Annotated in this window: 27 protein-coding genes; 17 read left to right on the forward strand and 10 right to left on the reverse strand. The window is 63.8% G+C overall.

Annotated elements, in window-relative coordinates; translation table 11 throughout:
- The first annotated feature begins 48 nt into the window (after window positions 1-48).
- Window positions 49-327 carry a transposase gene (locus tag BLT42_RS11615; RefSeq protein WP_233342462.1) on the forward strand — a complete coding sequence of 93 codons (279 nt, stop codon included), beginning with the start codon at window positions 49-51 and terminating at the stop codon, window positions 325-327.
- 18 nt (window positions 328-345) lie between these two features.
- Here BLT42_RS11615 and BLT42_RS11620 read toward each other — a convergent pair whose 3' ends face one another.
- The 5 genes from BLT42_RS11620 to BLT42_RS11640 form a co-directional block, all read right to left on the reverse strand.
- The gene (locus BLT42_RS11620; RefSeq protein WP_233342456.1) at window positions 346-1,425 is read right to left on the reverse strand and encodes an SMP-30/gluconolactonase/LRE family protein; all 1,080 of its coding nucleotides are present in this window, start codon (window positions 1,423-1,425) and stop codon (window positions 346-348) included.
- Between the two features lie 103 nt (window positions 1,426-1,528).
- Window positions 1,529-2,716: a cupin domain-containing protein gene (locus BLT42_RS11625; RefSeq protein WP_091770972.1), complete on the reverse strand. Its 1,188-nt coding sequence runs from the start codon at window positions 2,714-2,716 to the stop codon at window positions 1,529-1,531.
- Between the two features lie 152 nt (window positions 2,717-2,868).
- On the reverse strand, window positions 2,869-3,561 hold the full coding sequence (locus BLT42_RS11630; protein ID WP_091770974.1) for a hypothetical protein: 693 nt from the start codon (window positions 3,559-3,561) through the stop codon (window positions 2,869-2,871).
- 94 nt (window positions 3,562-3,655) lie between these two features.
- Entirely contained in the window at window positions 3,656-4,279 is a 624-nt protein-coding gene (locus BLT42_RS11635) for a hypothetical protein (protein ID WP_176780344.1), read from the reverse strand.
- Between the two features lie 111 nt (window positions 4,280-4,390).
- Window positions 4,391-4,717, reverse strand: a complete 327-nt coding sequence (locus BLT42_RS11640; protein WP_091770976.1) for a hypothetical protein — start codon at window positions 4,715-4,717, stop codon at window positions 4,391-4,393.
- Between the two features lie 320 nt (window positions 4,718-5,037).
- On the opposite strand from BLT42_RS11640, the gene ruvC reads away from it, so the two are divergent.
- From ruvC to BLT42_RS11715, 15 genes are all read left to right on the forward strand, one after another.
- A complete protein-coding gene (ruvC, locus tag BLT42_RS11645; RefSeq protein ID WP_091770978.1) occupies window positions 5,038-5,538 on the forward strand; it encodes a crossover junction endodeoxyribonuclease RuvC in 501 nt (166 codons plus the stop codon).
- Window positions 5,535-6,182, forward strand: a complete 648-nt coding sequence (gene ruvA / locus BLT42_RS11650) for a Holliday junction branch migration protein RuvA (RefSeq protein WP_091770980.1) — start codon at window positions 5,535-5,537, stop codon at window positions 6,180-6,182. Before ruvC ends, ruvA begins: the two co-directional genes overlap by 4 nt.
- A 57-nt stretch (window positions 6,183-6,239) precedes the next feature.
- Window positions 6,240-7,295 (forward strand): Holliday junction branch migration DNA helicase RuvB, encoded by a 1,056-nt coding sequence (ruvB, locus tag BLT42_RS11655; protein WP_091770982.1) that lies wholly within the window; start codon window positions 6,240-6,242, stop codon window positions 7,293-7,295.
- Window positions 7,296-7,299: 4 nt separating this feature from the next.
- Window positions 7,300-7,758, forward strand: coding sequence for a YbgC/FadM family acyl-CoA thioesterase (locus BLT42_RS11660; protein WP_091770984.1), 459 nt, complete (start codon window positions 7,300-7,302; stop codon window positions 7,756-7,758).
- Between the two features lie 258 nt (window positions 7,759-8,016).
- On the forward strand, window positions 8,017-8,685 hold the full coding sequence (gene tolQ, locus BLT42_RS11665; RefSeq protein WP_091771098.1) for a protein TolQ: 669 nt from the start codon (window positions 8,017-8,019) through the stop codon (window positions 8,683-8,685).
- A gap of 3 nt (window positions 8,686-8,688) precedes the next feature.
- On the forward strand, window positions 8,689-9,123 hold the full coding sequence (locus tag BLT42_RS11670; RefSeq protein WP_091770986.1) for an ExbD/TolR family protein: 435 nt from the start codon (window positions 8,689-8,691) through the stop codon (window positions 9,121-9,123).
- 10 nt (window positions 9,124-9,133) lie between these two features.
- The gene (locus BLT42_RS11675; protein ID WP_091770988.1) at window positions 9,134-9,967 is read left to right on the forward strand and encodes a hypothetical protein; all 834 of its coding nucleotides are present in this window, start codon (window positions 9,134-9,136) and stop codon (window positions 9,965-9,967) included.
- A 24-nt stretch (window positions 9,968-9,991) separates the two neighbouring features.
- Window positions 9,992-11,353: a Tol-Pal system beta propeller repeat protein TolB gene (gene tolB / locus BLT42_RS11680; RefSeq protein ID WP_091770990.1), complete on the forward strand. Its 1,362-nt coding sequence runs from the start codon at window positions 9,992-9,994 to the stop codon at window positions 11,351-11,353.
- A gap of 129 nt (window positions 11,354-11,482) precedes the next feature.
- Entirely contained in the window at window positions 11,483-11,998 is a 516-nt protein-coding gene (gene pal / locus BLT42_RS11685) for a peptidoglycan-associated lipoprotein Pal (RefSeq protein WP_091770992.1), read from the forward strand.
- A gap of 132 nt (window positions 11,999-12,130) precedes the next feature.
- Window positions 12,131-13,009, forward strand: coding sequence for a tol-pal system protein YbgF (gene ybgF / locus BLT42_RS11690; RefSeq protein ID WP_091770994.1), 879 nt, complete (start codon window positions 12,131-12,133; stop codon window positions 13,007-13,009).
- Window positions 13,006-14,349 carry a tRNA lysidine(34) synthetase TilS gene (gene tilS / locus BLT42_RS11695; protein ID WP_233342458.1) on the forward strand — a complete coding sequence of 448 codons (1,344 nt, stop codon included), beginning with the start codon at window positions 13,006-13,008 and terminating at the stop codon, window positions 14,347-14,349. Before ybgF ends, tilS begins: the two co-directional genes overlap by 4 nt.
- Before the next feature lie 93 nt (window positions 14,350-14,442).
- A complete protein-coding gene (gene ftsH, locus BLT42_RS11700) occupies window positions 14,443-16,329 on the forward strand; it encodes an ATP-dependent zinc metalloprotease FtsH (protein ID WP_176780346.1) in 1,887 nt (628 codons plus the stop codon).
- A 126-nt stretch (window positions 16,330-16,455) separates the two neighbouring features.
- Window positions 16,456-17,286, forward strand: coding sequence for a dihydropteroate synthase (gene folP, locus BLT42_RS11705; RefSeq protein WP_091770998.1), 831 nt, complete (start codon window positions 16,456-16,458; stop codon window positions 17,284-17,286).
- Window positions 17,283-17,930 carry a glutathione S-transferase family protein gene (locus BLT42_RS11710; RefSeq protein ID WP_091771000.1) on the forward strand — a complete coding sequence of 216 codons (648 nt, stop codon included), beginning with the start codon at window positions 17,283-17,285 and terminating at the stop codon, window positions 17,928-17,930. Before folP ends, BLT42_RS11710 begins: the two co-directional genes overlap by 4 nt.
- On the forward strand, window positions 17,930-18,271 hold the full coding sequence (locus BLT42_RS11715) for a DMT family transporter (protein WP_091771101.1): 342 nt from the start codon (window positions 17,930-17,932) through the stop codon (window positions 18,269-18,271). The genes BLT42_RS11710 and BLT42_RS11715 overlap by 1 nt, the downstream gene beginning before the upstream one ends.
- Here the strand turns inward: BLT42_RS11715 and BLT42_RS11720 are convergent.
- Window positions 18,268-19,461: a M24 family metallopeptidase gene (locus BLT42_RS11720; RefSeq protein ID WP_091771103.1), complete on the reverse strand. Its 1,194-nt coding sequence runs from the start codon at window positions 19,459-19,461 to the stop codon at window positions 18,268-18,270. The genes BLT42_RS11715 and BLT42_RS11720 overlap by 4 nt on opposite strands.
- 23 nt (window positions 19,462-19,484) lie before the next feature.
- Complete coding sequence (locus tag BLT42_RS11725; protein ID WP_091771002.1) at window positions 19,485-20,501, reverse strand: RluA family pseudouridine synthase; 1,017 nt, start codon at window positions 20,499-20,501, stop codon at window positions 19,485-19,487.
- A gap of 106 nt (window positions 20,502-20,607) precedes the next feature.
- Here BLT42_RS11725 and BLT42_RS11730 point away from each other — a divergent pair, with 106 nt between their 5' ends.
- Window positions 20,608-22,311, forward strand: a complete 1,704-nt coding sequence (locus BLT42_RS11730) for an alkaline phosphatase D family protein (RefSeq protein ID WP_091771105.1) — start codon at window positions 20,608-20,610, stop codon at window positions 22,309-22,311.
- Window positions 22,312-22,315: 4 nt separating this feature from the next.
- On the opposite strand, the gene BLT42_RS11735 is transcribed toward BLT42_RS11730, so the two are convergent.
- From BLT42_RS11735 to folE, 3 genes are all read right to left on the reverse strand, one after another.
- Window positions 22,316-23,629, reverse strand: coding sequence for a type II toxin-antitoxin system HipA family toxin (locus BLT42_RS11735; protein WP_091771004.1), 1,314 nt, complete (start codon window positions 23,627-23,629; stop codon window positions 22,316-22,318).
- Window positions 23,626-23,979 (reverse strand): helix-turn-helix domain-containing protein, encoded by a 354-nt coding sequence (locus BLT42_RS11740; protein ID WP_091771006.1) that lies wholly within the window; start codon window positions 23,977-23,979, stop codon window positions 23,626-23,628. The genes BLT42_RS11735 and BLT42_RS11740 overlap by 4 nt, the downstream gene beginning before the upstream one ends.
- 133 nt (window positions 23,980-24,112) lie before the next feature.
- On the reverse strand, window positions 24,113-24,730 hold the full coding sequence (gene folE / locus BLT42_RS11745; RefSeq protein WP_091771106.1) for a GTP cyclohydrolase I FolE: 618 nt from the start codon (window positions 24,728-24,730) through the stop codon (window positions 24,113-24,115).
- Window positions 24,731-24,789 lie beyond the last annotated feature (59 nt).

A 24,789-nucleotide genomic window follows, 5' to 3' on the forward strand; every position in this document is an offset into this window, starting at 1 on the left:
GACAAAACGATTGCGCCCCAACTCCTCGGTGCCTTGCCGCCCGGATGTGTGATCGCCGACCGAGGTTATGACAGCATGGCGCTCGTGAATTTTGTCCGGGACCGCGGCGGCGAGGCGCATATCCCCACCCAGAGCCGGGTTCGCATCCAGCGCAGCGTCCCTCCGAGCCTTTACCGTCAGCGCAATCTGGTCGAGCGCTTCTTCTGCAAACTCAAACAGTTCCGCCGCATCGCCACACGCTTCGAAAAACACGCCGACAATTTCATGGCCGCCCTCGCGCTCGCCTCAGCCCGAATTTGGATGCGCGCAATTGAGTCCACGCCCTAGGCAAGCGCGGTATCGGTATTAGGGCTGTGCGGGCTCATCGTCCAGCTCGGCCGGGTCGAAGCGGCCGATAATTCCGCCAAAGGCCGAGCCCAGCCATAATACGCCGCCCGGCCCCACCGTGACGCTGGAGAGATAGTTCAGCGCGCTGTCCGGATCGTGGAAGGCGTCACGGATCTGGCCGTCGCTCTCATTGATACGCAGGACGAAGCCGCGTGGCCGCGAATCTGTCGGGCGCAACCATTGTGGCAATTTGATCAGGACTTGCGTCAGGCCCGGATTGCGGTGGGCGGTGGCGAGCAGGCGTGAACGCCGCGTTGCCATCGCCACGATCACATTGCCCTTGCCGTCGACGCTGAGGCCGGTAGGCATGCCGGGCAGGTTCTTGGCGAAAACCTCGATCTCCCCGCGCCGTGGCCCGGCGATCCAGATCCGCTGGATCATGTAGCGGAAGCTTTCACTGACGAACAGGGACTGTCCATCCGACGCAATGGCGATTCCGTTGGGGTAGTAGAGCCGGTCACGAATCTGGATCGCCTCACGCGATTGCGGGTCCCAGGCGTAGACCAGCCCGTTTGGCCGGTTCTCCAGCATGTCATAATAGTAGCCCGGCCGGCGAGACGCATGATCCCACCGCGTCGAAGAATCGGTGAAATAGATTGTCCCGTCCTCTGCAACGGCCAGATTGGTCAGGTGGCCGAAGGATTGGGACGTGCTTCCCGAGCTGAGCGTGCGGACTTCGAGGGTGGTCAGATTGAGCGAATGGAGGCTGCTGGCGGCCGCAATCGCCAACGTCGATTCATCGATCCAGGCCAGGCCGTAGATGGGTTCATCGGTGATGTGAGCGAGATGTTCGGGCTGGATGCCATTCTCCGCAATCCCGGCTCGAAGGCGCATGATATCGCCGTCCACACTGCCGAAATAGACCATGCCATCGGTTGACACGGCGACGCTGCGCGCAGTGCCCGGATCGCCAACCGGGTAGAGCGTCGCAGCGGCAAGATCGTCATCGGGTGCGGTTGGGCCCGACAAGGCCGGGGCTGCCGGTTCGTCCCAGCGGATCGGATCGATGGGCGACGGCCACATCAACCAGAGGATCAAGAAGGTCAATCCGAGCCCGCAGGGGATGGCGAGATATCTCAAAATCATGCGGTGTGAGTCATCTCCATGACATGAGCTGATGATGGACCGGCATCGCCGGCGACTATTCTGCTGGCGTGCAGAGTCCGAAGGCGAACAGCTTCTTCACTGTCTCGCGCCTCTGGTCTTCGTCGAGATCGGCAAAGCTGCTTTCCGAGATCTCGCCTCCATCGAGCAAAATGTGAAGTCCGGGCTCGGCGGCTGCAGGGAAGCGCACTTCGCCGCCCGCGGTGATGATGACGACCTCGTCACCATCCTCGGCCAGACGCCAGGGCACAAGGGGGCGAAGACGATAACGCTGGCCGGCCTTGTTCGGCGTGTCGAGATTCACGATCGTGCCGTGCGTGTTCGGGGTCCGGGACCGGATGAAATTATCGACGAAGATATCATAGGAGGAGTCGAGATCGGCCTCGCTATTGATCGCTGCCATCAATGTCTTGAAGTGGATCGCGCTCTGGGTGCGATCAAAGTCCGGACGCGCAAAGCCGACCGGAAGGGCATGGCGGAATTCCGGCCGTCGCAGGGCGACGTCGGAGACCACTTCGAGCATCAGGTCGGCCCAGGTCTTGACGATGAGACCGACGGTGATGTGCAGGGAAACATCATGACCATGGGTCGAGGCATCATGCATCAGACCGCGCGGTACATAGGCGCATTCGCCGGCGTGCAGGACGAATTCCTGAACGGGCTCGCCGACCTCGTGTGCGCCAGGCTGGAAGCCTTCGCCGCGATACGGGTTCTGGACAGGCGTGTCGTACAGGCGCCAGGATTTCGAACCTTCGACCTGAAGCACAAAGACATCATGGTCATCATAATGCGTTTTGAAGCCCTGGGCCTCGGGCGGGGTCAGGTAGATATTGGTCTGGACATGGCAGGAGAGCAGGGACTCGATCGAACGGGTGAAGCCGGCGAGGGTCGGGTCGACCTGGTGGAGCTGAGGCAGGACGATGGTTGCGCCTTGCTGGAAATTCCGCGCCACGGCACCGCGATCGATCATGCCGCTTTCAAAGCTGTAGTCCGGGCGGGAAATCGGTGGATCCGAGCGCGCCATGTCGAGCATGCCGGGCTGGAAATCCATACCGGAAATCAGGTCATCAATCCGCTGGATCGAGAGGAGGGGGCGGTAACGTTCCGGGTCTTTGCGGTGAGCGATAAAGGCCTTCTTCTCGTGATAGTCGGCCAGGAATTCTTCTGGTTTCATCGGATCCAGCAGGTATCCGAGTACATCCTGCATCCACTGTTGGTCGCTCATTGGTCCCCGCTTATTCCCGCATCGCAGATCGCAGCGGGTTTCTAGATGTTCTGGTGGGCCTGCGTGCTCACCGGGTGATCATGCAGGCTGATCGGTGCAGGCGCGGCGAACGGGCGTGCGGCCCGTTCGCCGGCTGTGCTGGCTGATTGAAGTCAGTTTCCGCGACCTCGACCGATCGGATCGGCGTAGGAGCCGGTATCACTGTCGGTGACATTGCGACCGCGACCGCTGCGACCACGTCCACGGCCAACCGGGTCGGCATAGCTGCCGCTGTCATTGTCGGTGATGCCGCCGCCGCGACCGCGTCCAACCGGATCGGAATAGGCACCGGTATCGCTGTCGGTGATGCCACCGCCGGTATTGCCGCGCCCGCGCCCTGGCGGGTCGGCGTAACGGCCTGAATCACTGTCAGTGATACGGCTGCCGCCGCTACCACCGCGGCCGCGTCCGACCGGGTCGGAATAATTGCCGGTATCGCTATCGGTGATGCCGCTACTTCCACGTCCACGACCGACGGGATCGGCATAATTGCCTGTGTCGCTGTCGGTGACGCCGCCGCCGCGCCCACGTCCGACGGGGTCGGAATAGCTGCCAGTGTCGGCATCGGTTACGCCGCCACCACGGCCATAGCCGGCCTGGTCGGCATAGCGGCCTGAATCGCTGTCCGTGACGCCGCCGGCACCACGATAACCGCCGCCTCCGCCGCCAACGGGATCGTAGGGGTCTGCGTCTGTATACCCTGTCGTCGTGCAGGCCGAGACCACGCCGGTCGCGCCGACCGTCAGTGAAGCCCCGGCAACACGGGTCAGGAAGGATCGTCTGCTCAGTTTACCACGTTTGGCCATTGCAAGATCTCCCTCATCAGAAGGTTTGGCGTCAAGAAATTCGGGCGAGCCGCGTGGTGCGGCTCGCCCGCAAATTCAGTCGCGAGCAAAGGCTCTAATAGCCAGGACGTCCACGTCCGCCCGGATCCGAGCATCCGCCGGAATCACTGTCGGAAGTCCCCTGGCGAACAGGGCCACGGCCGCGTCCACCCGGATCGGCGCAGCCGCCGGTATCGCTATCGGTAAAGTTCTGCGAACCGCGTCCGTTTCCGACCGGGTCGTTTGGATCGGAGTCGGTGAGGCCGGTTCTGTTGCCGCCGCGACCACGGCCGGCAGGATCGGCGTAACTGCCGCTGTCGCCGTCGGTCACGCCGGTCCGTCCACCGCGTCCGCGATTGGCTGGATCAGCATAGCTGCCTGTATCACTGTCGGTGACGCCGGTGCTGCCGCGGCCACGTCCGGCAGGGTCAGCCCAATTGCCGGTGTCATTATCAGTGTAGCCGGTGCTGCCGCGTCCATACCCGCCGCGATCCGCGTTCGAACCGCTATCGCTGTCGGTCAGGCCGGTGCGCCCGTATCCGGCGCGGTCGGAGTAATTCCCCGTATCGCTGTCCGTGCGGCCGGTATAGCGCTGGGCCTCCGAACCGCCCGTCACAACAGCGGCGGCGCCGGTTGCGACTGCTGCACCCGCAACGCTCGTCAGAAACGAACGGCGGCTGAGCTTTCCCTTTTTAGCCATGCCATTTTCCTTTGAGAACTAATCCGACGCCTCCCCAGGGGCCGGCATGTCATCCCTCACAAGATGAACGGGTTCGGACGGAGCACCGCCCGAACCCTATAACTGTCTGGTTTAGCCGCCGCGTCCACGACCGGCTGGATCGGAGCAGCTGCCCCGGTCCGCATCGGTGTAGCCGGTATTGCCGCGACCGTGGCCGCCAGTATCGGCGCAGGCGCCGCTGTCAGCATCGGTATAGCCGGTGCTGCCCGTGCCATGGCCGGCCTGATCGGCGTAGCTGCCGGAATCGCTGTCTGTGATCGCCGTGCGGGCATTGCCGGCGCTGTCGGATGGGTCAGCATCGGTCGTGCGCTGGAGCATGGTCGCTCCGGCGACGGCGCCAACAGCACCAACGGCGATCGTGCCACCAGCAACGCGGGTCAGAAACGAGCGACGGCTCATCTTGCCTTTTTTAGCCATGAAATTATTCCCCTAATAGCGCGGCGAACCCAGCGTTCGCACGAATGCTTATTCAAGGGTCATCCTAGCCGGGCTAACGGAAGGTCGTCAAACGATACCGCGAAATTAAAATGACCGTTATTTCAATGTCTTATGGCTCATTTTTGCGAACAATTCGCACCCGCAATGAGACTGAGAGGCGCTCTCAAACGAGAGCTTCGGTATTATGCGCGCTCTACGGGCATTCCCGGGCGCGGAAAATGCGTTCACCTCTTGTTCTTTTTATCGGACTAGTGCTAACTCCTTGATCAAAGGCGGGCGTTATCGTGGCTGTGACCAGAATCCTTGGAATTGACCCTGGCCTGCGCCGGATGGGCTGGGGCGTTATCACTGTCGATGGGAGCCGTCTCGTGGCCGTCGCGCACGGGGTTGTGACGCCGCCGACCGACGCGCCCCTCGCAATGCGTCTCAATCACATATTTGATGCCGTCAGCGAGCTGGTCCGCATCCATCAGCCCGATGAGTCGGCGATCGAGGAGGCCTTTATGGCGAATAACGCATCCTCGGCGCTCAAGCTGGGCCATGCCCGCGCCGCCGCCCTGCTGGCTCCGGCGCAGGCGGGTCTGCCGGTTGCCGAATACGCGGCCAGGCTGGTCAAGAAGTCGGTGGTTGGCACGGGTGCCGCCGACAAGGCGCAGGTTGCGGCGATGGTCGGCGTGCTCCTGCCGGGTACAAAAGCCACCGCCGATGCGGCTGACGCGCTGGCCATTGCGATCTGTCACGCCCATCATCGCCGGGCACGAAGCATTGGGAGCATCGCATGATCGGCATGTTGAAGGGGATCGTCGAGGCCATCGGCGCTGAGGAGGCGGTGATCGACGTCAATGGCGTCGGCTACCTGGTCGGCGCGGGTACGCGCACCCTCTCGCGTCTGGAGCCGGGGCAGGCGGTCGTGCTTCACATCGAGACCCATGTTCGCGAAGACGCGTTCAAACTCTATGGCTTCACCGAAGATCTCGACCGGGCCTGGTTCGTCCGGCTGCAGGAAATCCAGGGTGTCGGCGCCAAGGCGGCGCTCTCCATCCTTGATGTGCTGCCACCGCACGAACTGGCCAATGCGACGGCGCTGGGAGACAAGGCCGCCTTTGCTCGCGCCAAGGGGGTCGGCCCCAAACTCGCCACGCGGATCGCGACCGAGCTCAAGGACAAGGCGCCGCCGCTGGGCCGTAGTTTCTCGATCGGGCTGCCCGTTCATGGCGATGACAAGCCAGGCATTGATGCCGCCGCGCCGGTCGCCCTGCCGCCCTCGGCCGGAGCCGCGCGCGATGATGCGGTCTCGGCCCTGCTCAATCTCGGTTATCCGGAAAGCATTGCCCGCCAGGCCGTCGCCACAGTGATGCGCGATGCTGGCAGTGACGCACCCCTCTCGGATCTGATCCGGCTGTCCCTGCGCGTGCTGGCGCCATGAGCCGCGCGCACCGCGTCATTGCTGGATCTGTCCGGATCAGGCTAAACCCGGTTCATCATGACTGACGCCTTCAGCGAACCCACTGACGACCGTCTCGTCGACCACGCCCCGCAGCCGGGCGATAGTCGTGATAAGGCCCTGCGTCCGCTCTCCTTCGATGATTTCGTGGGTCAGAAAGCCTCGATCGCCAATCTGAAAGTCTTCGTCGACGCCGCCCGCCGCCGCGAGGAAGCGCTCGACCATGTTCTGTTGTCGGGGCCACCGGGCCTGGGCAAGACGACGCTGGCGCAGATCGTTGCCCGCGAGATGGGGGTCGGCTTCCGCGCCACCTCCGGGCCGGTGATCGCCAAGGCCGGCGATCTCGCCGCCATCCTGACCAATCTGGAACCGCGCGATGTGCTCTTCATCGACGAGATCCACCGCTTGCCGCCCATCGTCGAGGAAATCCTCTATCCGGCGATGGAGGATTACTGCCTCGATCTGGTGATCGGCGAGGGGCCTTCGGCGCGTACGGTGCGGATCGAATTACCGCCCTTCACCCTGGTTGGCGCCACCACGCGCGCCGGACTGCTGGCCAACCCGCTGCGCGACCGGTTCGGCGTGCCCGTGCGGCTGGAATTCTATGACGAGGCCGAGCTCGGCCTGATCGTCAGCCGCGCCGCCAACAAGCTCGGGATCAATGCCAGTCCCGACGGTGCCCGCGAAATCGCCCGCCGTGCCCGCGGCACGCCGCGCGTGGCCGGGCGGCTCTTGCGCCGGGTGCGCGATTTCGTCGAGGCCGATGGCAGCAATGAAATCACGGCCGCAACCGCCGACAACGCCCTGAGAAGGCTCGAAGTCGATGCGCTCGGGCTCGACAGTCTCGACCGGCGCTACCTCAAGGCCTTGATGGTGAGCTTTGCCGGCGGCCCGGTCGGCGTTGAAACCCTCGCCGCCGCATTGGCAGAGGCCCGCGATGCGCTCGAGGACGTCGTCGAACCCTTCCTCATCCAGCAAGGCTTCCTGCAACGCACGCCGCGCGGCCGCGTCGCGACCGCGCGCGCCTGGGAGCATCTCGGCCTGACGCCACCAGTCGCGCCGGCGACCGGTCCGGTCAGCCTGTTCGGGAAATGAGGCCGTGAACGACGAATTGCTGCCCACCTCCGGTGCTTTCGGTGCTGACCGCATCCATCGCCTGCCGGTGCGTGTCTATTACGAGGACACCGACTTTTCCGGCGTCGTCTATCACGCGCGCTATCTGCATTTCTTCGAGCGTGGCCGCACCGACAGCCTGCGCTGTCTCGGTATCAGTCATACCGAGCTTGCCACCCAGGCCGATCCCATCGCGCTGGCCGTGCGGCGGATGAATGTCGAATTCGTGCGGGCGGCCAAGGTCGATGATGCACTCGTGGTCGAGACCATCTATCGGCCGCAGCAGGGCGCCCGGCTGATGCTCGACCAGATCTTGCGCCGCGATGGCGAAATAATCGCCACGGCCGCTGTCCAGGCCGTGTGCATGGACCCGTCCGGGCGCGCCAAACGCCCGCCCAAATCCATGGCGCAGGCCTGGCTGCCCTATGTGATGGCCGAGAACTGAGCCGGCCGGCTGCAGAATTAAATCAGTGATTTTCAAGTTTGCGTCCCCGAAAGGCTTGAATTGGCGGCGTTCTGCGGTGAGGGTCTGCTGCGAAATTGACGGCAGGGACGCGTGATCATCTGAAATTTGCCGCAATCGCGAGCCATAGCGCTCCTATTGCACCGGATGACCCAGCGTCGCTTGGCCTGCAATGTGAATAGTGACGCGAAAGCCAATCGCCCGGCGTGTCGTGCCGGGACGCAAGTCGAGGGAAAATTCATGGATGCAACTGCTGTAGACGTGGCTCAGGCGGTCGAGGGCTTCAGCTTCCTCGCCCTGTTCCTGCGCGCCGACTGGGTCGTGAAGGGCGTGATGTGCATCCTGGCCTTCATGTCGGTCTGGTCCTGGGCGATTGCGATCGACAAGTCGCTGCAATTGCGTGGCCTCCATGCCAAGGCGAAGAATTTCGAACGGGAATTCTGGTCGGGGCGCTCGCTGGACGCGCTGGCGGATCAGTTTGCGAAAAATGCTCGCGAACCGTTCAGCCGCGTTTTTGCCGCCGGGCTGCGCGAATGGAAGGGTGCCCATCCGGGCGGCCGCGTCGCCAAGGCCGCGGGTGCCGAAGCCGGGCGCCAGCTGACAGACACTGAGAGCGGCCTCGGCGTGCTCGCGACGATTGCCTCCTCGGCACCTTTCGTCGGTCTGTTTGGTACGGTCTGGGGCATCATGAATGCCTTCCGGGCCATCGCTGCCTCCCAGGACACCAATCTCGCCGTTGTCGCGCCCGGTATCGCCGAAGCCCTGTTCGCCACCGCGCTGGGCCTGCTGGCCGCTATTCCGGCCGTGATCTTCTTCAACACGCTGTCGGCCAATGTGGCCAAATATGCAGCGCGCCTCGACGGCTATGTCGATGAATTGTCGGCGCTGGCCGACCGCGACGAGCATTGAGCGATGGCTGCTTCTCTCGATAGTGGGCGTTCCGGTCGCGGACGCGCCAAATGGAAGCCGAAGGCGGAAATCAACGTCACCCCCTTCGTCGACGTGATGCTCGTCCTGCTGATCGTCTTCATGATCACAGCGCCCCTGCTGACCGTCGGTGTGCCCGTCGATCTGCCGCGTACTGAAGCGCGCAATCTGCCGGCCGGCGAAGAGCCGTTGACGATCTCCATCACGCTGGATGGCGAGATCTATCTGCAGGAAACCGTGGTGACGCTGGCGGAGCTGGCACCGCGACTGACGGCAATCGCGGGCACGGGCTATACCAGCCGGATCTATATCCGGGCTGATGACGGCGCACCCTATGGCGATGTCGCCCGCGTCATGGCGCGGGTCAATGCGGCGGGCTTCACCAATCTGGGTCTCGTCACGGACCCGATAGAGCGATAGCGGCCGGCGCGTGCGTGGTTTCATCCTCTCCCTCTTTGTTCATGCCGGCATTATCGCCGCGGGCATGATCTATCTGCCCCGCGCCGCGCAGATGTTCGACATCGCGCCGATCATTCCGGTTGATATCGTGACGGTGGGCGAACTGACGAGCGTGCGCGCACGGGCTCCCGAACCGGTGCCGGTGCCGGAAGAGGCGGTTGAGGAAGCCAGAATTGAGGACGAAATCGCCGCGCCGCCGCCCGCGCCCGAGCCTGAAGTTGAGCCGGAACAGGCACCTGAAATCATTGACGAGACACCGCAGAGCGTGCCCGAACCGGTGGCGCCTGAACCGGAGCCCGAGCCGGAACCCGAGCTGGCGCCGGTACGCCAGCCGCCACAACGCACCGTACAGCCACCGCCGACGCGCCCGGCCGAGCCTTCCCTTGCAGATTTGCTAGGCGATCTGGAACGGCAGGTTGCGGATGCGCGGCAGGACGCCGGTGCGCCCGACCAGGGCGCCGAACGTGATGCGGTCGGCAGCGGCGCGACCGATACCGCCGACCTGGCAACCCTGATCCGCTCGCAGACCTATCGTTGCTGGCGTACGGTTGCCGACATGCCAAATCCGGAAAATCTCGGCGTCATCGTCGAGGTGCGCCTCAATCGCGATGGCAGCCTGTCCGGCCCGCCGCGGGTCAAGGATCTGGGCCGCATCCAGGCGTCCGGCAATTCATTCTGGCTGACCGCGGCCGAGCGGGCGCAGACCGCCGTGCTCGATTGCGCTCCTTACAGCCTGCCCGCCGGACGTTATTCACAGTGGCGCCTTATAGAAGTCAATTTTCACGTCGATCTTGCGGCCGGTTGATCCGCAGTCCTGGAGTTTGAGATCATGACCCGACTATTCCGAGCCCTTTCCGCCCTCCTCGTGAGCCTCGCGTTCGCGACCGCGGCAACTGCCCAGGAACCGCTGCGCGTCGACGTCACGCAAGGCAATCTCGATCCGCTGCCGGTGGCGCTGCCCGATTTCATCGGTGCCAGCGACGAGGCTGCGACCCGCGGTAGTGACATCACCCGGGTCATCACCAATGACCTGGCCAGTTCGGGCCTGTTCGCCCCGGTTGATCCGGCCGCCTATATTGAGGCGATCGAGAATATCGATCTGCGTCCGCGCTTCTCCGACTGGCGTGTCATCAATGCCTCGGCTCTGCTGGCCGGCCGCGTCACCATCCAGGAGGATGGCCGCCTTCTGGTCGCCTTCCGGCTCTGGGACACCCGGCTTGAAGACCAGCTGCTGGGTCTGCAATTCGTCACCGCGCCGGAAAACTGGCGCCGCGTGGCCCACAAGGTTGCTGATGCCGTCTATCAGCGCCTGACCGGGGAAGCCGGCTATTTTGATACGCGGATCGTCTATGTCTCTGAAGGGCGCGGCACCGAAGACGAGCCTGTGCGTCAGCTGGCGATGATGGACCAGGATGGCGCCAACCCGTCTTTCCTGACGGATCGGTCTTATATGGCCCTGTTGCCGAATTACTCGCCGACCACCCAGGAGATCACTTATGTCTCCTTCATCGAAGGCCAGGCGACGACCTATCTTTACGACCTTCAGACCGGGCGCCAGGAAGCCTTGTTTGCCTCCAACGGCCGTGGTGCGGCCTCCCAGGTGAATCCCGAGGGGCAAAGCCTGTCGGCGCGTTTCTCGCCTGATGGGTCGCAGCTCGCAGTCTCCATCGAGACCCGTGGCGGCCATGACGTCCACCTGTTCGACCTGCGCACGCGCAATCTCGTCCGGCTGACTGATCACCCGGCCGATGATGTCGAGCCGTCTTTTTCGCCTGACGGTCAACAAATCGTGTTTTCCTCGGCGCGTGGTGGCGGTTCGCAATTATATGTCATGAATGCCGACGGGACCGATGTGCATCGTGTCAGCTTTGGTGACGGCCGCTACACAACGCCGGTCTGGTCCCCGCGGGGCGATCTGATCGCGTTTACCAAACAGAGCGGCAACCAGTTCTCGCTTGGTGTGGTGCGGGCCGACGGCTCCGGCATCGAGCGCATCCTCTATGAGGGTTATTATGTCGATACGCCGGCCTGGTCGCCCAATGGACGCGTGCTTCTGTTCACGCGCGGCGAAGGGCGGTCCAATGGCACGCGCTATGAAATCTGGAGCATTGATCTGGCAGGATTCAACCTGCGGCGGCTGGCCACGGGCGGAATGGCGTCCGATCCGGCGTGGTCGCCCTTGATTGAATAGAGATTTTCTGCGTAACGTTTCGACCGCAGTATGGCGCTGGCGGGATTTCATCCTGATCGCGACGTGTTGTGTGTGCAGGGGAGGACACCAAGCGCCATCATGGGCTTGGTCGGATGAGGGTGTACCGTTATGAAAATGAAGTTGTTAGTTATCGCAGCGCTGGGCGCATTCGCCACGGCGTGTGCATCGACGCCGCCGGTGCAGGAAGCTGCCCCGATCGCGCGGCCGCCGGCTCAGCCGACGGCCCAGCCTCACGAACCAACCGGCCCAGTCGCCGGTTCGATCGCTGATTTCGTCCAGAATGCTGGCGACCGGGTATTCTACGGCTATGACCGTCACGACCTGACCCCTGAAGCTCGCGAAACCCTGCGCCGCCAGGCCGCCTGGCTTGCCAGCTACAGCGGTACCCGCATTCTGGTCGCCGGCAATTGCGATGAGCGCGGTACGCGCGAATACAATCTGGCGCTTGGTGCCCGCCGCGCCAACGCCGCGCGTGACTATCTGGTCAGCCAGGGTGTTGACCCGTCGCGCATTTCCACCGTGTCCTACGGCAAGGAACGCCCGGCATGCCGCGATTCCGGAGAGGCCTGCTGGGCCGTGAACCGGAATGCGACAACCACGATCACCGGTGGTTACACCAACTGATCATGCGTCGAAGTCTGGAATAAAGGAGCGCCCGTGACCGTGATGTCGCGGGCGTTTTCCTTTGATAGACGCGTGTCGCTGAAATAGGCCGAATGCCGTATTTTTGCCGTCCTCTTGCATTAGGTGTGCATCATGATCCGATCTGTTTGTCTTACCGTTCTTGCCCTCGCGATGTTCGCGACCGCACCGGCTCCTGCCCAGTCCCGCCGTGAAATGACCGAGCGCATCGATGCTACTGAAGTGCGCATAGGCCGGCTGGAAGAACGCTTCATGGCCGGTGACCCGGTTGCCGATACATTGATGCAGCGCCTCGATGCGCTGGATTACCAGGTGCGCGAAATGACCGGTGAAATCGAACGCCTGTCGTTTGAAAATCGCCAGCTGCGCCAGCAGATCGAGCAGGCCGAACGTCAGCAGCGCGCCGCACGTGCGGCCGCGCCGACAGCCAATTTGCCCGCTGATGACGCTGCCGCGGCCTGGATGCAGGACGGGATCGGCGAGGCCGGCGATGCGGACACCGCCACCGGTCCGGCCATCGTCAATCCTGACGACCCCTTTGCGCCTCAGCGTGCCGCAGCGACCGGTGTACTGGGCGGGGCGCCGGGCGCGTCAGCCCTGCCGGCGAGCGATCCGGCGGTGCTTTATGAAGACGCCCGCGGGCGTCTGCTCGACGGTGACTTTGACGGCGCCGAGGCCGGATTCGAGCGTTTTGTCGCCGAGCATGGCGATGACCCGCGTGCCGGTGAAGCCTGGTATTGGCTTGGAGAGACCTTTTTCGTGCGCGGCCATCACGCCGAGTCCGCCGACGCCTATATCGCCTCATTGCGCGCCCAGCCTGCCGGTGAGCGCGCCCCTGACGCCCTGGTGCGTCTGGCCGCCTCCCTGCACGGGCTCGGGCAGACCCGCGAGGCCTGCGCTACCCTGGCCCGCTTCGGCGGTCAGTTTCCCAATGCCTCGGCCGCATCGCGTGACCGGGCTGCCCGGGAATCGGCCCGCGCCGGCTGCCAGTGAGGGCGGGCGCAGATTTTCCTGCGCGCCTGAACGCCTGGCTTGATCGCCATCATCCCGGCCCGGAGCCGATCGCCCTGGGCTATTCCGGTGGTGGCGATTCTCATGCCTTGCTTTGCTTGACCGCCAATTGGGCGCGCGCGCGCGGCATCGTTTTGCATGCTCTGATCGTTGATCATGGGCTGCGGCCGCAGAGCGCTGCCGAGGCCCGCCAGGCGATGGTGGCCGCACGGCGGCTGGGAGCCGCGCCGCAGATCCTGCGCTGGAGCGGCGACAAACCTGTGACCGGCCTCCAGGCCGCTGCACGTCAGGCACGCCATGTCCTGCTGGCGCAGGCCTGCAGGGCGCGTGGTATTGATCAATTATTGCTGGCCCATACGGGCGATGACCAGGCGGAGACGGTGTGGATGCGCCTGCAGGCCGGCGCCGGCTGGCGCGGCTGTGCCAGCATGGCTGAGCGGGTGGCGTCGCCGGTCTGGCCCCAGGGGCGGGGCGTCGAGATCCTTCGCCCCCTGCTCGATGCCCGGCGGGCCGAGTTGCGCGAGTATCTGACAGTCTCCGGCGAACGCTGGATCGAGGACCCGTCCAACCAGGACACCCATTATACGCGCATTCGAATCCGGCAACGTCTCGAAGCCCTCGAAGCCGCGGGCTTTGTGCCGGGGCGGTTGAATGAACTGGCCCGGGATCTGGGCGCGATCGAGCGAAGCGAGCGGCTGGCGGTTGCGGCCGCCGCCCGGGAGGCTGTGCGGTTTCACTCCTGGGGTGGGGCGCAGCTGGATATTGACCGCTTGATGCTGGCGGCGCCGGTGATCCGCCGGCGCCTGGTCGAAACGCTCGCCCTGGCAATCTCCGGCCGGGCCGTCACGGCGCGTCAGTCGGGGCTTGATGGTCTGGTAGAGCAGGTGCTGAGTGGCGGGTCCGGCAGCGCCGCCGGTGTGCAATCGACACGCTGGCGCGGTGGCAGCTGGATGTTCCGGGATCCGGGCGCTGTGCTCGGACGGGTCGACCGCCCCGGTGGCAAGTCGCTGGATTTGAAGCCAGACACTGCGCAAGTCTGGGATGGTCGTTACGAGATTGAAACCTCCATCGTGAATATCATCGCCGAACCCTTGGGCAAGGGGTATAAGGGGATTGGAGTGCGGCGCGACCTGGAGACAATCCCGGGCCCGGCGCGAACCGGTCTGCTGACGCTGCGCTGCGAGGGCGAGGTGTTGGCGATTGCCGGTGTGCGGCACCATCCTGATGTCGGGATTGTGCCATTGATGGAGCAGAGATTTCATAGCCGGTTGCTGTGTGATCCGGCCTTCAAGCCGGGTTTGGGCCAGCCCGCTCCGGCCTGACAGGGCTTGCGGGCTGCGCCTGTGACTCGCACTTGCGGCAAGGAATGCCCATATCTGGTCCAAGATGACCGCTAGATTGAACGGATGATCCGCATGCAAATGAGAAATATCCTGATTTGGGCCGTGGTGTTCGTGCTGCTTCTCGCACTCGTGCAGCTTGTCAGCCGTTCCGGCGAAACCGTCGCCCCGACCAGCCAGGTGACCTATTCGGAATTTCTCGGCCGGGTCGAGCGCAATGAGATCTCCTCGGCAACGATCCAGGGCGATATTATCCGCGCCCAGGGCGGTACCGGTCAGGTGATCGAGGCGATGATGCCGCCCCAGGACAACCAGACGGTTGAGATCCTGCGCGAAGCCGGCGTCAATATCGATGTCGAGCCGGTCGATACGGATGGCAATTTCTTCGTCAATATCCTGATCAACTACTTCCCCTTCCTGCTGTTGATCGGGGTATGGATCTTCTTCATGCGCCAGATGCAGGGCGGCGGACGCGGCGGCGCGATGGGCTTCGGTAAATCCAAGGCCCGCCTGCTGACCGAGACCCATGGCCGCAAGACGTTTGAAGACGTGGCCGGTGTCGATGAGGCCAAGGAAGAGCTGCAGGAAGTCGTCGAATTCCTCCGGGATCCGAGCAAGTTCCAGCGCCTCGGCGGGAAAATCCCCAAAGGCGTGCTGCTCGTTGGTCCTCCGGGTACCGGCAAGACGCTGCTGGCCCGCGCCGTCGCCGGCGAAGCCAATGTGCCCTTCTTCACGATTTCCGGCTCCGACTTCGTTGAAATGTTCGTCGGCGTTGGCGCGTCGCGCGTCCGCGACATGTTTGAGCAGGCCAAGAAGAACGCACCCTGCATTATCTTCATCGACGAAATCGATGCCGTCGGCCGCTCGCGCGGCGCCGGTATCGGTGGTGGCAATGATGAGCGCGAACAGACGCTGAACCAGCTTCTCGTCGAGATGGACGGGTTCGAGGCCAATGAGGGCGTGATCCTGATCGCCGCGACCAACCGGCCCGATGTGCTCGATCCGGCGCTGATGCGTCCGGGCCGTTTCGACCGCGAAGTTGTGGTCGGCAATCCCGACATTATCGGCCGCGAGAAGATCCTCAAGGTCCACATGCGCGATGTTCCGCTGTCGACCGACGTCGACCCGCGCGTGATTGCGCGCGGCACGCCGGGCTTCTCCGGTGCCGATCTCGCCAATCTGGTCAATGAGGCTGCCTTGCTGGCCGCGCGCCGCAACAAGCGCGTCGTCTCGATGGCTGAATTCGAGGACGCCAAGGACAAGGTCATGATGGGGCCGGAACGCCGCTCCATGGTGATGACCGATGCCGAAAAGAAGCTGACCGCCTATCACGAGGCCGGTCACGCCATTGTCGGTCTCAACATGCCGCAACATGATCCGCTGCATAAGGTGACGATCATTCCGCGCGGCCGTGCCCTGGGCGTTACCTTCTCGCTGCCGGAATCCGACCGGCTGAGCTATACGCGCCAGTATTGTGTTTCCAATCTCGCCTCGCTGTTCGGCGGGCGGGAAGCCGAGGTGATCGCCTTTGGTCCGGAAAACGTGACCAATGGTGCGACGAGCGATATCCAGCAGGCGACCCGCATGGCCCGGGCCATGGTGATGGAATGGGGCATGTCCGAAAAACTCGGCCGCGTGCGCTATCAGAACCAGTCCTATGAAGCCCCGCAGATTTCGCCCGATACGGCCGAATTGATCGACAAGGAAGTGCGTTCCTTGATCGAGGAAGCCGAGACCACGGCGCGCCGCATCCTCACCGAGCAACGCAAGCAACTCGATGTTCTGGCCGAGGGCCTGCTTGAATTCGAGGTCCTGACGGGTCAGGAAGTCCGCGACCTGCTTGAAGGCAAGCGCCCGACGCGTCCCGACGAGCCGGACCTGCCCAGCTCGCCGCCGCCAACCAGCGCGGTGCCGACAACCGATGACGGCCCGGCCACTGATCCGGAGCCGCAAGGCGCCTGATCCGGGCCTGGGACTGAGACATGACAAACCCCCGGTGCGGCGCACCGGGGGTTTTGTTTTGGCGGCGATAGTGCCGCGCTTGCCCTGCGTCTTGCCATTCCGATCCGGGCGGCTTAGCAGGGTTGGATGCGCAATCATCGATCCCGCCGCCAGCCCGGCATCCCCTTCATCATGGGCGTTCTCAACGTCACGCCGGACAGTTTTTCCGATGGCGGTGATTTCATCGACCAGCAGGCAGCGGTCGCGCGCGGGCTGGAAATGCTCGGCAATGGCGCCGATGTCATCGATATCGGTGGCGAGTCGACCCGGCCCGGCGCCGCTCCGGTCGATGCGGCCGAGGAGATGCGCCGCGTCATTCCGGTCATCAAGGCCCTGCGCGAACAGACGGCGGCGCGGATCTCGATCGACACCTGCAAGCCGGAGGTGGCCCGCGCGGCGATCGGGGCCGGAGCCGATATCTGGAATGACGTCATGGCGCTGCGAGCCGAGGGCGCGATCGAGGCTGCGGCGGAACTCGGCGTCCCGGTCATTCTGATGCATATGGCGGGCACACCCACAACCATGCAGCAGGCGCCGCGCTATGACGATGTCGTCAGCGACGTGTGTGATTTCCTCACCGAGCGCGCTGATATTGCCATGGCGGGCGGTGTCGATGCCGGCAGTATCTGGCTCGATCCAGGGATCGGTTTCGGCAAGTCGCTCGATCACAATCTGGCCCTGATGCATGATCTCGATCAGGTGATAGCGCTGGGTTATCCGGTTCTGTTCGGCGCATCGCGCAAACGCTTCATCGCCGCCATTGATGAGGGCGCAGCCGAGACCGAGCGGCTTGGCGGCTCGCTTGCCGCCGCCCTGCGCGCCGCCCAGGCGGGTGCGTCCATGGTGCGCGTCCATGATATCCGTATGACGCTGCAGGCACTCAAGGTCCAGGCGGCCATTCGTGAGGGCAGGGCATGAGCTATACGCTCTACGGCCAGCAAGGCTTCGGCTCGACCTGTGTCGAGGCGGCGCTGGAGCTGCACGGCATCGATTATGATTTCGAGGAAGCCGACCCGCTTGATGGGGCCGCGGGCCTCGCCCGGGTCAAATCGGTTAATCCGCTTGGCCAGGTGCCGGCGCTGATCCTGCCCAATGATGATGTCATGACCGAAAGCGCCGCGATCCTGATCTGGCTGGGTGATCTCGACGGCCAGTATCGCTGGGCCCCACGCCCCGATGCACCCGAGCGCGCCGAGTATCTGCGCTGGATGATTTTCATGTCATCGAGCTTCTATTCGACCCTCACCATCACCGACGGACCGGCCCGCTTCCATCCCGATCCGGCGACCCATAAAACCCTGCTGCACCAGGCTGTCGAGCGTCGCAAACAGATGTGGCGTATTATCGACACAGCCTTCAAGGGCGCGACGCGGCCCTATCTGCTCGGGGAGACAATGAGCCTGCTCGATGTCTATGTCGCGATGATGAGCCATTGGTCGCCGTGCGGTGGCTGGTTCCTCGAGCATTGCCCCAATCTGGCCGGGGCTGTCCGGGCGACCGAGAAGCATCCGGTGATCCGCGACGTCTGGCGCCGTAATTTTGATCTTGAGGTGCAGGCATGATGGCGTTTCTCACAGGCCCCTGGTCGCTGCTGGTCATGGGCGGGGTCTTCGAGATGGCCTGGGCGCTCGGCTTCAAATATGTCGACCGCCAGGCGCCGCTCTGGCAGCACGCTGCGGTACTCGCCGCCCTGGCGGCCTCCATGGTGCTGTTGTTTGCCGCGATGAAGCATCTGCCCGCCGGCACCGCCTATGCGGTGTGGACCGGGATCGGCACGCTTGGCGTCGCCACCATCGGCATTCTCGTGTTCAAGGAGCCGGTGACGATTGCCCGCATCCTGTTCCTGACCCTGATCATGGTCGGGATATTGGGCCTTCGGCTCAGCGGCGACAGCTCACACTAGCCGAACGGATCCTCGATTGATTTCGACGGCTCGGTAAACCAGCGCGGGCCATCGGCGGTCATGTAGAAATGATCCTCCAGCCGGATGCCGAATTCGCCCGGCACACAGATCATCGGCTCGTTGGAAAAACACATCCCAATGTCGAGCAGCGTCTCGTCGCCGCCGACCAGATAGGGCGCTTCGTGAATGTCGAGCCCGATGCCGTGCCCGGTGCGGTGCGGGATGCCGGGCAGTTGATAGCCCGGCCCGAAGCCGCGGCGTTCGGCCTCGGCACGCGCGGCCGCATCGACGCTGGCGCAGGTCTGGCCCAGCCGGGCCGCCTCAAGGGCGGCGATCTGGCAGGCCTTTTCCGCATCCCAGACTTCGCGCTGCCGCGCCGTCGGCGCGCCGAACACATAGGTGCGCGTGATGTCGGATTGATAGCCATGCATGGCACAACCGGTATCGATCAGCACGACATCGCCTTCATCGAGCGTCTTGGGGCGGGCGACACCGTGCGGGAAGGCGGTGTCGGGCCCGAACAACACGATGCAGAAGGTCGAGCCGCCGGGTGAACCGATCTTCTTGTGGGCGGCATGGATGAACTCGGTCACTTCGGCGGTGGTGATACCGGGTCGCAGGATGGCCGCGGCCGCCTTGTGCACTTCGATCGTTGCGGTTTTGGTCGCCTGCATCAGCGCCAGCTCGGCCGGTGATTTGCGGGCGCGGCCGAACAGGACGACATCGCCGGCATTGCTGGCGCTGCCATTCAGGGCTTCGCTCAGACCGGTGATGGTGAAATAGGGCGCTGCCGGATCAATCCCCAGCTTCGCACCAGACGCCAGGAGGGACGCGACACAGGCATAGGGGTTCTCATGCTCCTCCCAGCCGCGAAGCGGTGCCTCGACGCCCATATAGAGCTTGAGCGTGCCTTCCTCGAAGGCAGGGCCGACATAGGTCACGCCGGCGTCCGCATCGACCAGGGCGCCGACCAGGCGCTCCGAGGCGCGCCATTTCATGCCGGTATAATAGGTCAGATTGCTGCCGGCATCGAGCCAGACCGCATCCAGCCCGGCCTGCACCATACGCTGCGCCAGCCCGGCCAGCCGGTTGCGGTGCTCGTCATGGCTGATCGGCTGGCAATCGCCCAGCATCGGCTTGAGACGGGCAAGTTCCGCTTCGGCGGTCGAGCCGCCAATACCTTTGGTCATCATCGAAGTCATGGTCCGTCTCCTCAGTATGGGAGTTGCTCGAGCACGCTCTCGAGCTGTTTCATATCGTCGGGCAATTCGCTCTCGAAGCGCAGATCGACGCCGGTGACCGGGTGTTTGAAACCGAGCACGGCGGCATGCAATGCCTGACGGCGGAAATCGCGCAGGAAGGGGTCGCATATCTCCGAGCCGAGCAGGCGGCCGCGCTTGGAGCCATAGACCGGATCGCCGAGCATGTGGCAGCCGATATGCGCCATGTGGACGCGAATCTGGTGCGTGCGACCGGTTTCGAGGCGGCATTCCACCTTGGCCGCCAGCCCGGCGCCGACCGAGGCGTGCGGATCCTGGCCATAACGCGCCAGGGTGACGTAATTGGTGATGGCGTGTTTGCCGGCCGTGCTGTTGGGGTCGTGCGGGACTTCAAACTTGGTGCGGTCACGCGAGGAGCGCATCAATTGCGTCTCGATGCGGCCATCCTTCGGATTGGGCGAATGCCGGGTGAAGGCGATATAGGCGCGCTCGACCGTGTGGCGCGAGAACTGGATCGTCATCCCCTTGTGCGCCGCATCGGATTTCGCTGCCACCATCACGCCCGACGTATCCTTGTCGAGGCGGTGGACAATGCCGGGCCGTTCGACGCCGCCAATGCCCGACAGCGAGCCGGCGCAATGATGCAGCAGGCCATGGACAAGCGTGCCCGACCAATTGCCCGGCGCCGGATGCACGGCGAGACCCACCGGTTTGACCAGCACGACCAGGTCATCATCCTCATACAGGATGTCGAGATCCATCTTTTCAGGCACCGGATCGGCCGCGACGGGCGGTGGCACGGTCAGGGCATAGACTGCGCCGGGGATAACCTTGGCGGAGCAATCGGCCAGCACGGCGCCATTGCAGGTCAGCTGACCGCTATCGATCAGGGCCTTCAGACGCGAGCGCGAGAACTCCTCCAGCGCGTCGGTCAGCCAGCGATCAATGCGCTGATTGACCTGTTCGTCGTCAGCGGTGAGGGTGCGGATATCGGGATTTTCAGTGCTCATTCACAAGCGAGTAGCCTTGCTGTCGCGAACACGCAACAATCGCACGCTATGGCGGATGCACAAGAGCGGCTTCGTCGATGCCGGTTTGGGCTTTGGGGAGAGCAAGATGAACAAGATCAATCTGACACGGCGCGCGGCGCTGATGGGCGCTGCGGGCGCGTCTTTGACTGTCGGTGCCTGTGCGCCACAGATCGAGGCATTCCGGCCCGCCAGCGATGATGGCCCCTTCCGCCACGGCATCGCTTCCGGCGATCCGGACCAGACCAGTGTGATGCTGTGGACGGCCCTGACCAATGATGGTGGCGGCTATCGCGGTGTCGAGGTTGCATCAGATGCGGCGTTCGAGACGATCGTGTTCGAGAGCGGCGAAGACATTCGCTATGTCATGATGCAGCCGCTGGGGACATTGAAGATCCTGGCCACCGGGCTGGAGCCGGGCCGCGCCTATTTCTACCGCTTCCGCCTCGGCGAGACCTATTCGCCCACCGGTGTGACCCGCACCCTGCCGGCCGGGGCGCTGGACAGCTATACGATCGGGATCATGTCCTGCTCCAATTTCCCGGCGGGGCATTTCAATGTCTATCGCGAGGCAGCGGAGAATGGCGGTCTCGATCTCGTCCTTCACCTCGGCGATTATCTCTATGAGTATGCGATGGGCCAGTATGCGACCGGCAATGCCGAGGCGCTGAACCGCGTGCCCGACCCCATCCATGAGATGGTCTCGCCGGCCGATTATGTTGCCCGTCACGCCCAGTACAAGACCGATCCCGACCTGCAGGCGCTGCATGCCGCGGCGCCCTGGATCATGAGCTGGGACGATCACGAGACCGCCAATGACAGTTATCGCGACGGCGCCGAGAACCATGATGCGGATGAAGGTCCCTGGGCGGCTCGCCGCACAGCGGCCCTGCGCGCCTGGTATGACTGGACACCGACGCGCGAACCGGAAGGCGATAATCGCCAGCGCTTCGGCAATTACGAAATCGGCGATCTGGCGACCCTGGTCATGCTGGAATCACGTCTGACGGACCGGGACCAGCAAATCTCGCTCGAGAGTTTCCCGGTCGCCTCTGACGCCGACGACAGCGATCCGGAAGTTCTCGCCGCTGTCGCCGCCTGGAAGCGCGATGTGGTCGGCGATGAGAGCCGCAGCCTGATCGGTGAAGAACAGATCGCCGGTATTCGCGATGCCTGCGCGGCCTCGCTCGCGGCGGGCAAGCCTTGGCGCATTCTGGGCAATCAGGTGATCATGGCGCGGGTCAATTTCCCCAATTTCGCCACCGAAATGCCGGCCTGGCTGCGCTGGTATGCAACGCGTGACAGCGAGTTCGCGCGCTCGATGATCATGCGTACCCGCTTTGGTATCCCGTTCAATCTCGACATGTGGGATGGCTATCCCGCCGAGCGCGACCGGCTTTATGCCGCCCTGCGCGAGGTTGGTGCGGATGTCATCACCGTCACCGGCGATGTCCACTCCTTCTGGGCCAATGACCTGCTCGACAAGGATGGTCACCGGATTGGCACCGAACTGGTCGGGGCGTCGGTCTCCAGTCCCTCGCCCTTTTCCGGTTTCGCCGCGCCGGGAGTCGACTATGGCAAGATGATGCGCGAGGCCAATAGCGAGGTCGCCCAGTGCAATATGGTCGATCACGGCTATATCCGCCTGACCCTGACCCCCGACGAGGCGCTGGCCGACTACGTCACCGTCTCCACCCTTGATAGTCGTGACTATCGCGCCGGCCTCGACAGCCAGTGGCGTATCGCCCGCGCGTCAGGCGGTGAGGTGCCGATGGCCGAACGGGTCGGCTAGGGCGTCAAAATATCAGTCTGAAACCGGCTCGGGCCCGGGCGGCGAGATCGTCCGGCACGCCGGCGGCCCGGGCATGCCTGTTCCAGTCTTCTGCCGCCGCGAGAACCTCGCCCAGCATCCGCTTGAGCCGGGCTGGCTTGATATCCGCATAGCGGCCGAAGCGGAGCAGATCATCCAGCTCGAAGCCCTTGGTCTTGCCGGCCAGGGACATCTGATGCTGGTGGGTCCATTGGCCGTCTGGATTGTGGGCGTAGACAAGGTCGAAGGCGGGCGAGAGCTGCCACTGGCCGGTCTTGTCCATCAGATAGGCGATATTCTTGACGTGGTCGTCCTGGTTGCGAATGACGATGTTGAGCAAGGCGCGGCGCACTTGTTGTTCGATCGCATCCGGGCCAAGGCCGAGCAGGCGGATTGTCTCGATTGCCTGTTCATAGGAATAGGCGCGCGGCAGGTTGAAATCGAAATGCCGCATCGCGCAAAGCGATTGCATATGCAGCTTCTCGCCCGTCTCCGTGCGATCAAAGCGCCGGGTCATGAAGTGGGCGCGGCCGCCTTCCTCGTGCAGGCGTGCCGGGCTCATCTCCACGCCGGCCTCGCGCGCCAGTCGATAACAGGCATATTCCAGCCGGCCATAGCCGAGCGGGTCGGCGACTTCCTTGTCGGCATTGCCGCTGACACCGTCGAATTTCATTAGCCAGTGGGTGAAGCCGGATCCGGTCTCGACCTGGCCGGAATGGAATTCGCTGGTGGCTTCATTCCACGCCAGCACCGCCTTGGCGCGGGCGCCGCCGGCCGAGGTGCCGACGCGCAATATGTCGCGCAGGGCGTCGCGATCATCATCGCCCTCAAGCGTGCCGCCGAGGGCTTGGCGATCATGGATGACGCGGGCGGCCAGTTCGACCAGGGGCGCGATATCCAGTGTGCGCCCGGCCTGGCCCGGTGCCGCGCGCGAGGGTTGGAATTCGAGCGCGCCCATGCCGCGTGTGCCCGTATAGCAAAGCCGCTCGACCGGGTTGAAACTGTCAGGCGTGCGGCCCTGTTCGGCCAGCCAGCGGTCGATTAACAGATTGCCGAACTTGTCCGGCAGGCTGTCGGCGAGCAGGCCGGGCAGGCCCTTGAAGGTTTCGCGGGGCAGGGCGGGGAAATCATAGACGCCGCGCCGCAAGGGCATGGTCAGTGGCGCGACCTCGATCTGCGAGGCGGCAAATTCCGGGGTGTATTCGAACACGGCGACATCGCGCCGGGCATCCCAGACGATGGCGCCAATCATCCGGCCCCAGAGATTGACCCGGGCGCGTGTGTTGGGGGTGTCGTTCATTGACCGGGTTCGTCCCCCCAGCTCCAGGCTGGCTGATCAGATTTGCGGTCGCGCACGCGCATGCGGCGCTGGCCGGTCTCGCTCATCGGGTCGAGCGGGCTGAGCGCCGCATCGGGGACGAGGTCGAGGATACGGTCGGTGAGATCGAGTGCTTGCAGGACGCGGACCAGGCTGTCGATCGTGCCGCTGCTGCCGGCCTCGAGCCGCATCAGGGTCGAGCGGGAGATCCCGGCCCTGGCTGCCAGATCCGCCTGCTTGATGCCGCGCGATATCCGGTAGGCTTCTAGCCGGGTGCCGAGTTGTTCGACAATCCGGGCGATCGGTTGGGTGTTCTCGTTTTTATATACCATATTTGCTACATTACGCCGCTTAGCCGCGATAATGTAGCAAATATGCTGCCTTCAATCAACGTGTCGAATGAGTGAAATTTGACGCATTAACGGGGTTGATCCGGTTAATGTGTCAAATATGCAGCTTTGTTGATCAGGCTTTTTCGGCCAGGCGCATGAAGCGGTCGCGCAGATTGGCGTCGGTCTTGAACTCGCCGGTGAAGGTCGAGGTGATGGTCGACACATTCGGGTGATGCACGCCGCGCGTCGTCATGCACTGGTGCTTGGCATCGATCAGGATCGCGACGCCACGTGGGTTCATCGCATCCATCAGCGCATCGGCGATCTGGGCGGTCATCGTCTCCTGCGTCTGCATACGCTTGCAGAAGATCTCGACGACGCGGGCAATCTTGGAAATTCCGACGACGGCGGCCGAAGGCAGATAGGCGACATGCGCCACGCCCATGATCGGCGCGAGATGGTGTTCGCAATGGCTCTCGACATCGATATTGGTCAGCATGACCATGTCGTCATAGCCCTGCACATCCTCAAACGTCTTGCCGAGGGCGGCAGCCGGGTCGGCGCCATAGCCGGAGAACCATTCCTCATACGCCTTGGCGACGCGCTTGGGGGTGTCGAGCAGGCCTTCACGAGCCGGATCATCACCGGCCCAGGCGATCAGCGTGCGCACGGCTTCCTCGGCTTCGTGGCGCGAAGGGCGGGCGGGTTTCGCTTCGGTCAGGCGGGTCGAATCTGTAGTCACAGCGTCCATCTCCATGGATCCTTTCGTTGTCGGGTCGGCCCTGCCATCGGGGCAGAGTCCGTAGTGCC

Source organism: Maricaulis salignorans (assembly GCF_900103475.1).
GTDB classification, from domain to species: domain Bacteria; phylum Pseudomonadota; class Alphaproteobacteria; order Caulobacterales; family Maricaulaceae; genus Maricaulis; species Maricaulis salignorans.

Excerpts from the sequence above, each read along its gene's own strand:
- BLT42_RS11640 (WP_091770976.1), bottom strand. The coding sequence starts at position 4,717 with ATGAGCCGTCGCTCGTTTCTGACCCGCGTTGCTGGTGGCACGATCGCC.
- tolB (WP_091770990.1), top strand. The coding sequence starts at position 9,992 with ATGACCCGACTATTCCGAGCCCTTTCCGCCCTCCTCGTGAGCCTCGCG.
- BLT42_RS11635 (WP_176780344.1), bottom strand. The coding sequence starts at position 4,279 with ATGGCTAAAAAGGGAAAGCTCAGCCGCCGTTCGTTTCTGACGAGCGTT.
- ybgF (WP_091770994.1), top strand. The coding sequence starts at position 12,131 with ATGATCCGATCTGTTTGTCTTACCGTTCTTGCCCTCGCGATGTTCGCG.
- BLT42_RS11715 (WP_091771101.1), top strand. The coding sequence starts at position 17,930 with ATGGCGTTTCTCACAGGCCCCTGGTCGCTGCTGGTCATGGGCGGGGTC.
- BLT42_RS11740 (WP_091771006.1), bottom strand. The coding sequence starts at position 23,979 with ATGGTATATAAAAACGAGAACACCCAACCGATCGCCCGGATTGTCGAA.
- BLT42_RS11735 (WP_091771004.1), bottom strand. The coding sequence starts at position 23,629 with ATGAACGACACCCCCAACACACGCGCCCGGGTCAATCTCTGGGGCCGG.
- ftsH (WP_176780346.1), top strand. The coding sequence starts at position 14,443 with ATGCAAATGAGAAATATCCTGATTTGGGCCGTGGTGTTCGTGCTGCTT.
- BLT42_RS11720 (WP_091771103.1), bottom strand. The coding sequence starts at position 19,461 with ATGACCAAAGGTATTGGCGGCTCGACCGCCGAAGCGGAACTTGCCCGT.
- folP (WP_091770998.1), top strand. The coding sequence starts at position 16,456 with ATGCGCAATCATCGATCCCGCCGCCAGCCCGGCATCCCCTTCATCATG.
- BLT42_RS11670 (WP_091770986.1), top strand. The coding sequence starts at position 8,689 with ATGGCTGCTTCTCTCGATAGTGGGCGTTCCGGTCGCGGACGCGCCAAA.
- pal (WP_091770992.1), top strand. The coding sequence starts at position 11,483 with ATGAAAATGAAGTTGTTAGTTATCGCAGCGCTGGGCGCATTCGCCACG.
- folE (WP_091771106.1), bottom strand. The coding sequence starts at position 24,730 with ATGGACGCTGTGACTACAGATTCGACCCGCCTGACCGAAGCGAAACCC.
- ruvA (WP_091770980.1), top strand. The coding sequence starts at position 5,535 with ATGATCGGCATGTTGAAGGGGATCGTCGAGGCCATCGGCGCTGAGGAG.
- BLT42_RS11730 (WP_091771105.1), top strand. The coding sequence starts at position 20,608 with ATGAACAAGATCAATCTGACACGGCGCGCGGCGCTGATGGGCGCTGCG.
- BLT42_RS11725 (WP_091771002.1), bottom strand. The coding sequence starts at position 20,501 with ATGAGCACTGAAAATCCCGATATCCGCACCCTCACCGCTGACGACGAA.
- BLT42_RS11625 (WP_091770972.1), bottom strand. The coding sequence starts at position 2,716 with ATGAGCGACCAACAGTGGATGCAGGATGTACTCGGATACCTGCTGGAT.
- BLT42_RS11630 (WP_091770974.1), bottom strand. The coding sequence starts at position 3,561 with ATGGCCAAACGTGGTAAACTGAGCAGACGATCCTTCCTGACCCGTGTT.
- ruvB (WP_091770982.1), top strand. The coding sequence starts at position 6,240 with ATGACTGACGCCTTCAGCGAACCCACTGACGACCGTCTCGTCGACCAC.
- BLT42_RS11710 (WP_091771000.1), top strand. The coding sequence starts at position 17,283 with ATGAGCTATACGCTCTACGGCCAGCAAGGCTTCGGCTCGACCTGTGTC.
- tolQ (WP_091771098.1), top strand. The coding sequence starts at position 8,017 with ATGGATGCAACTGCTGTAGACGTGGCTCAGGCGGTCGAGGGCTTCAGC.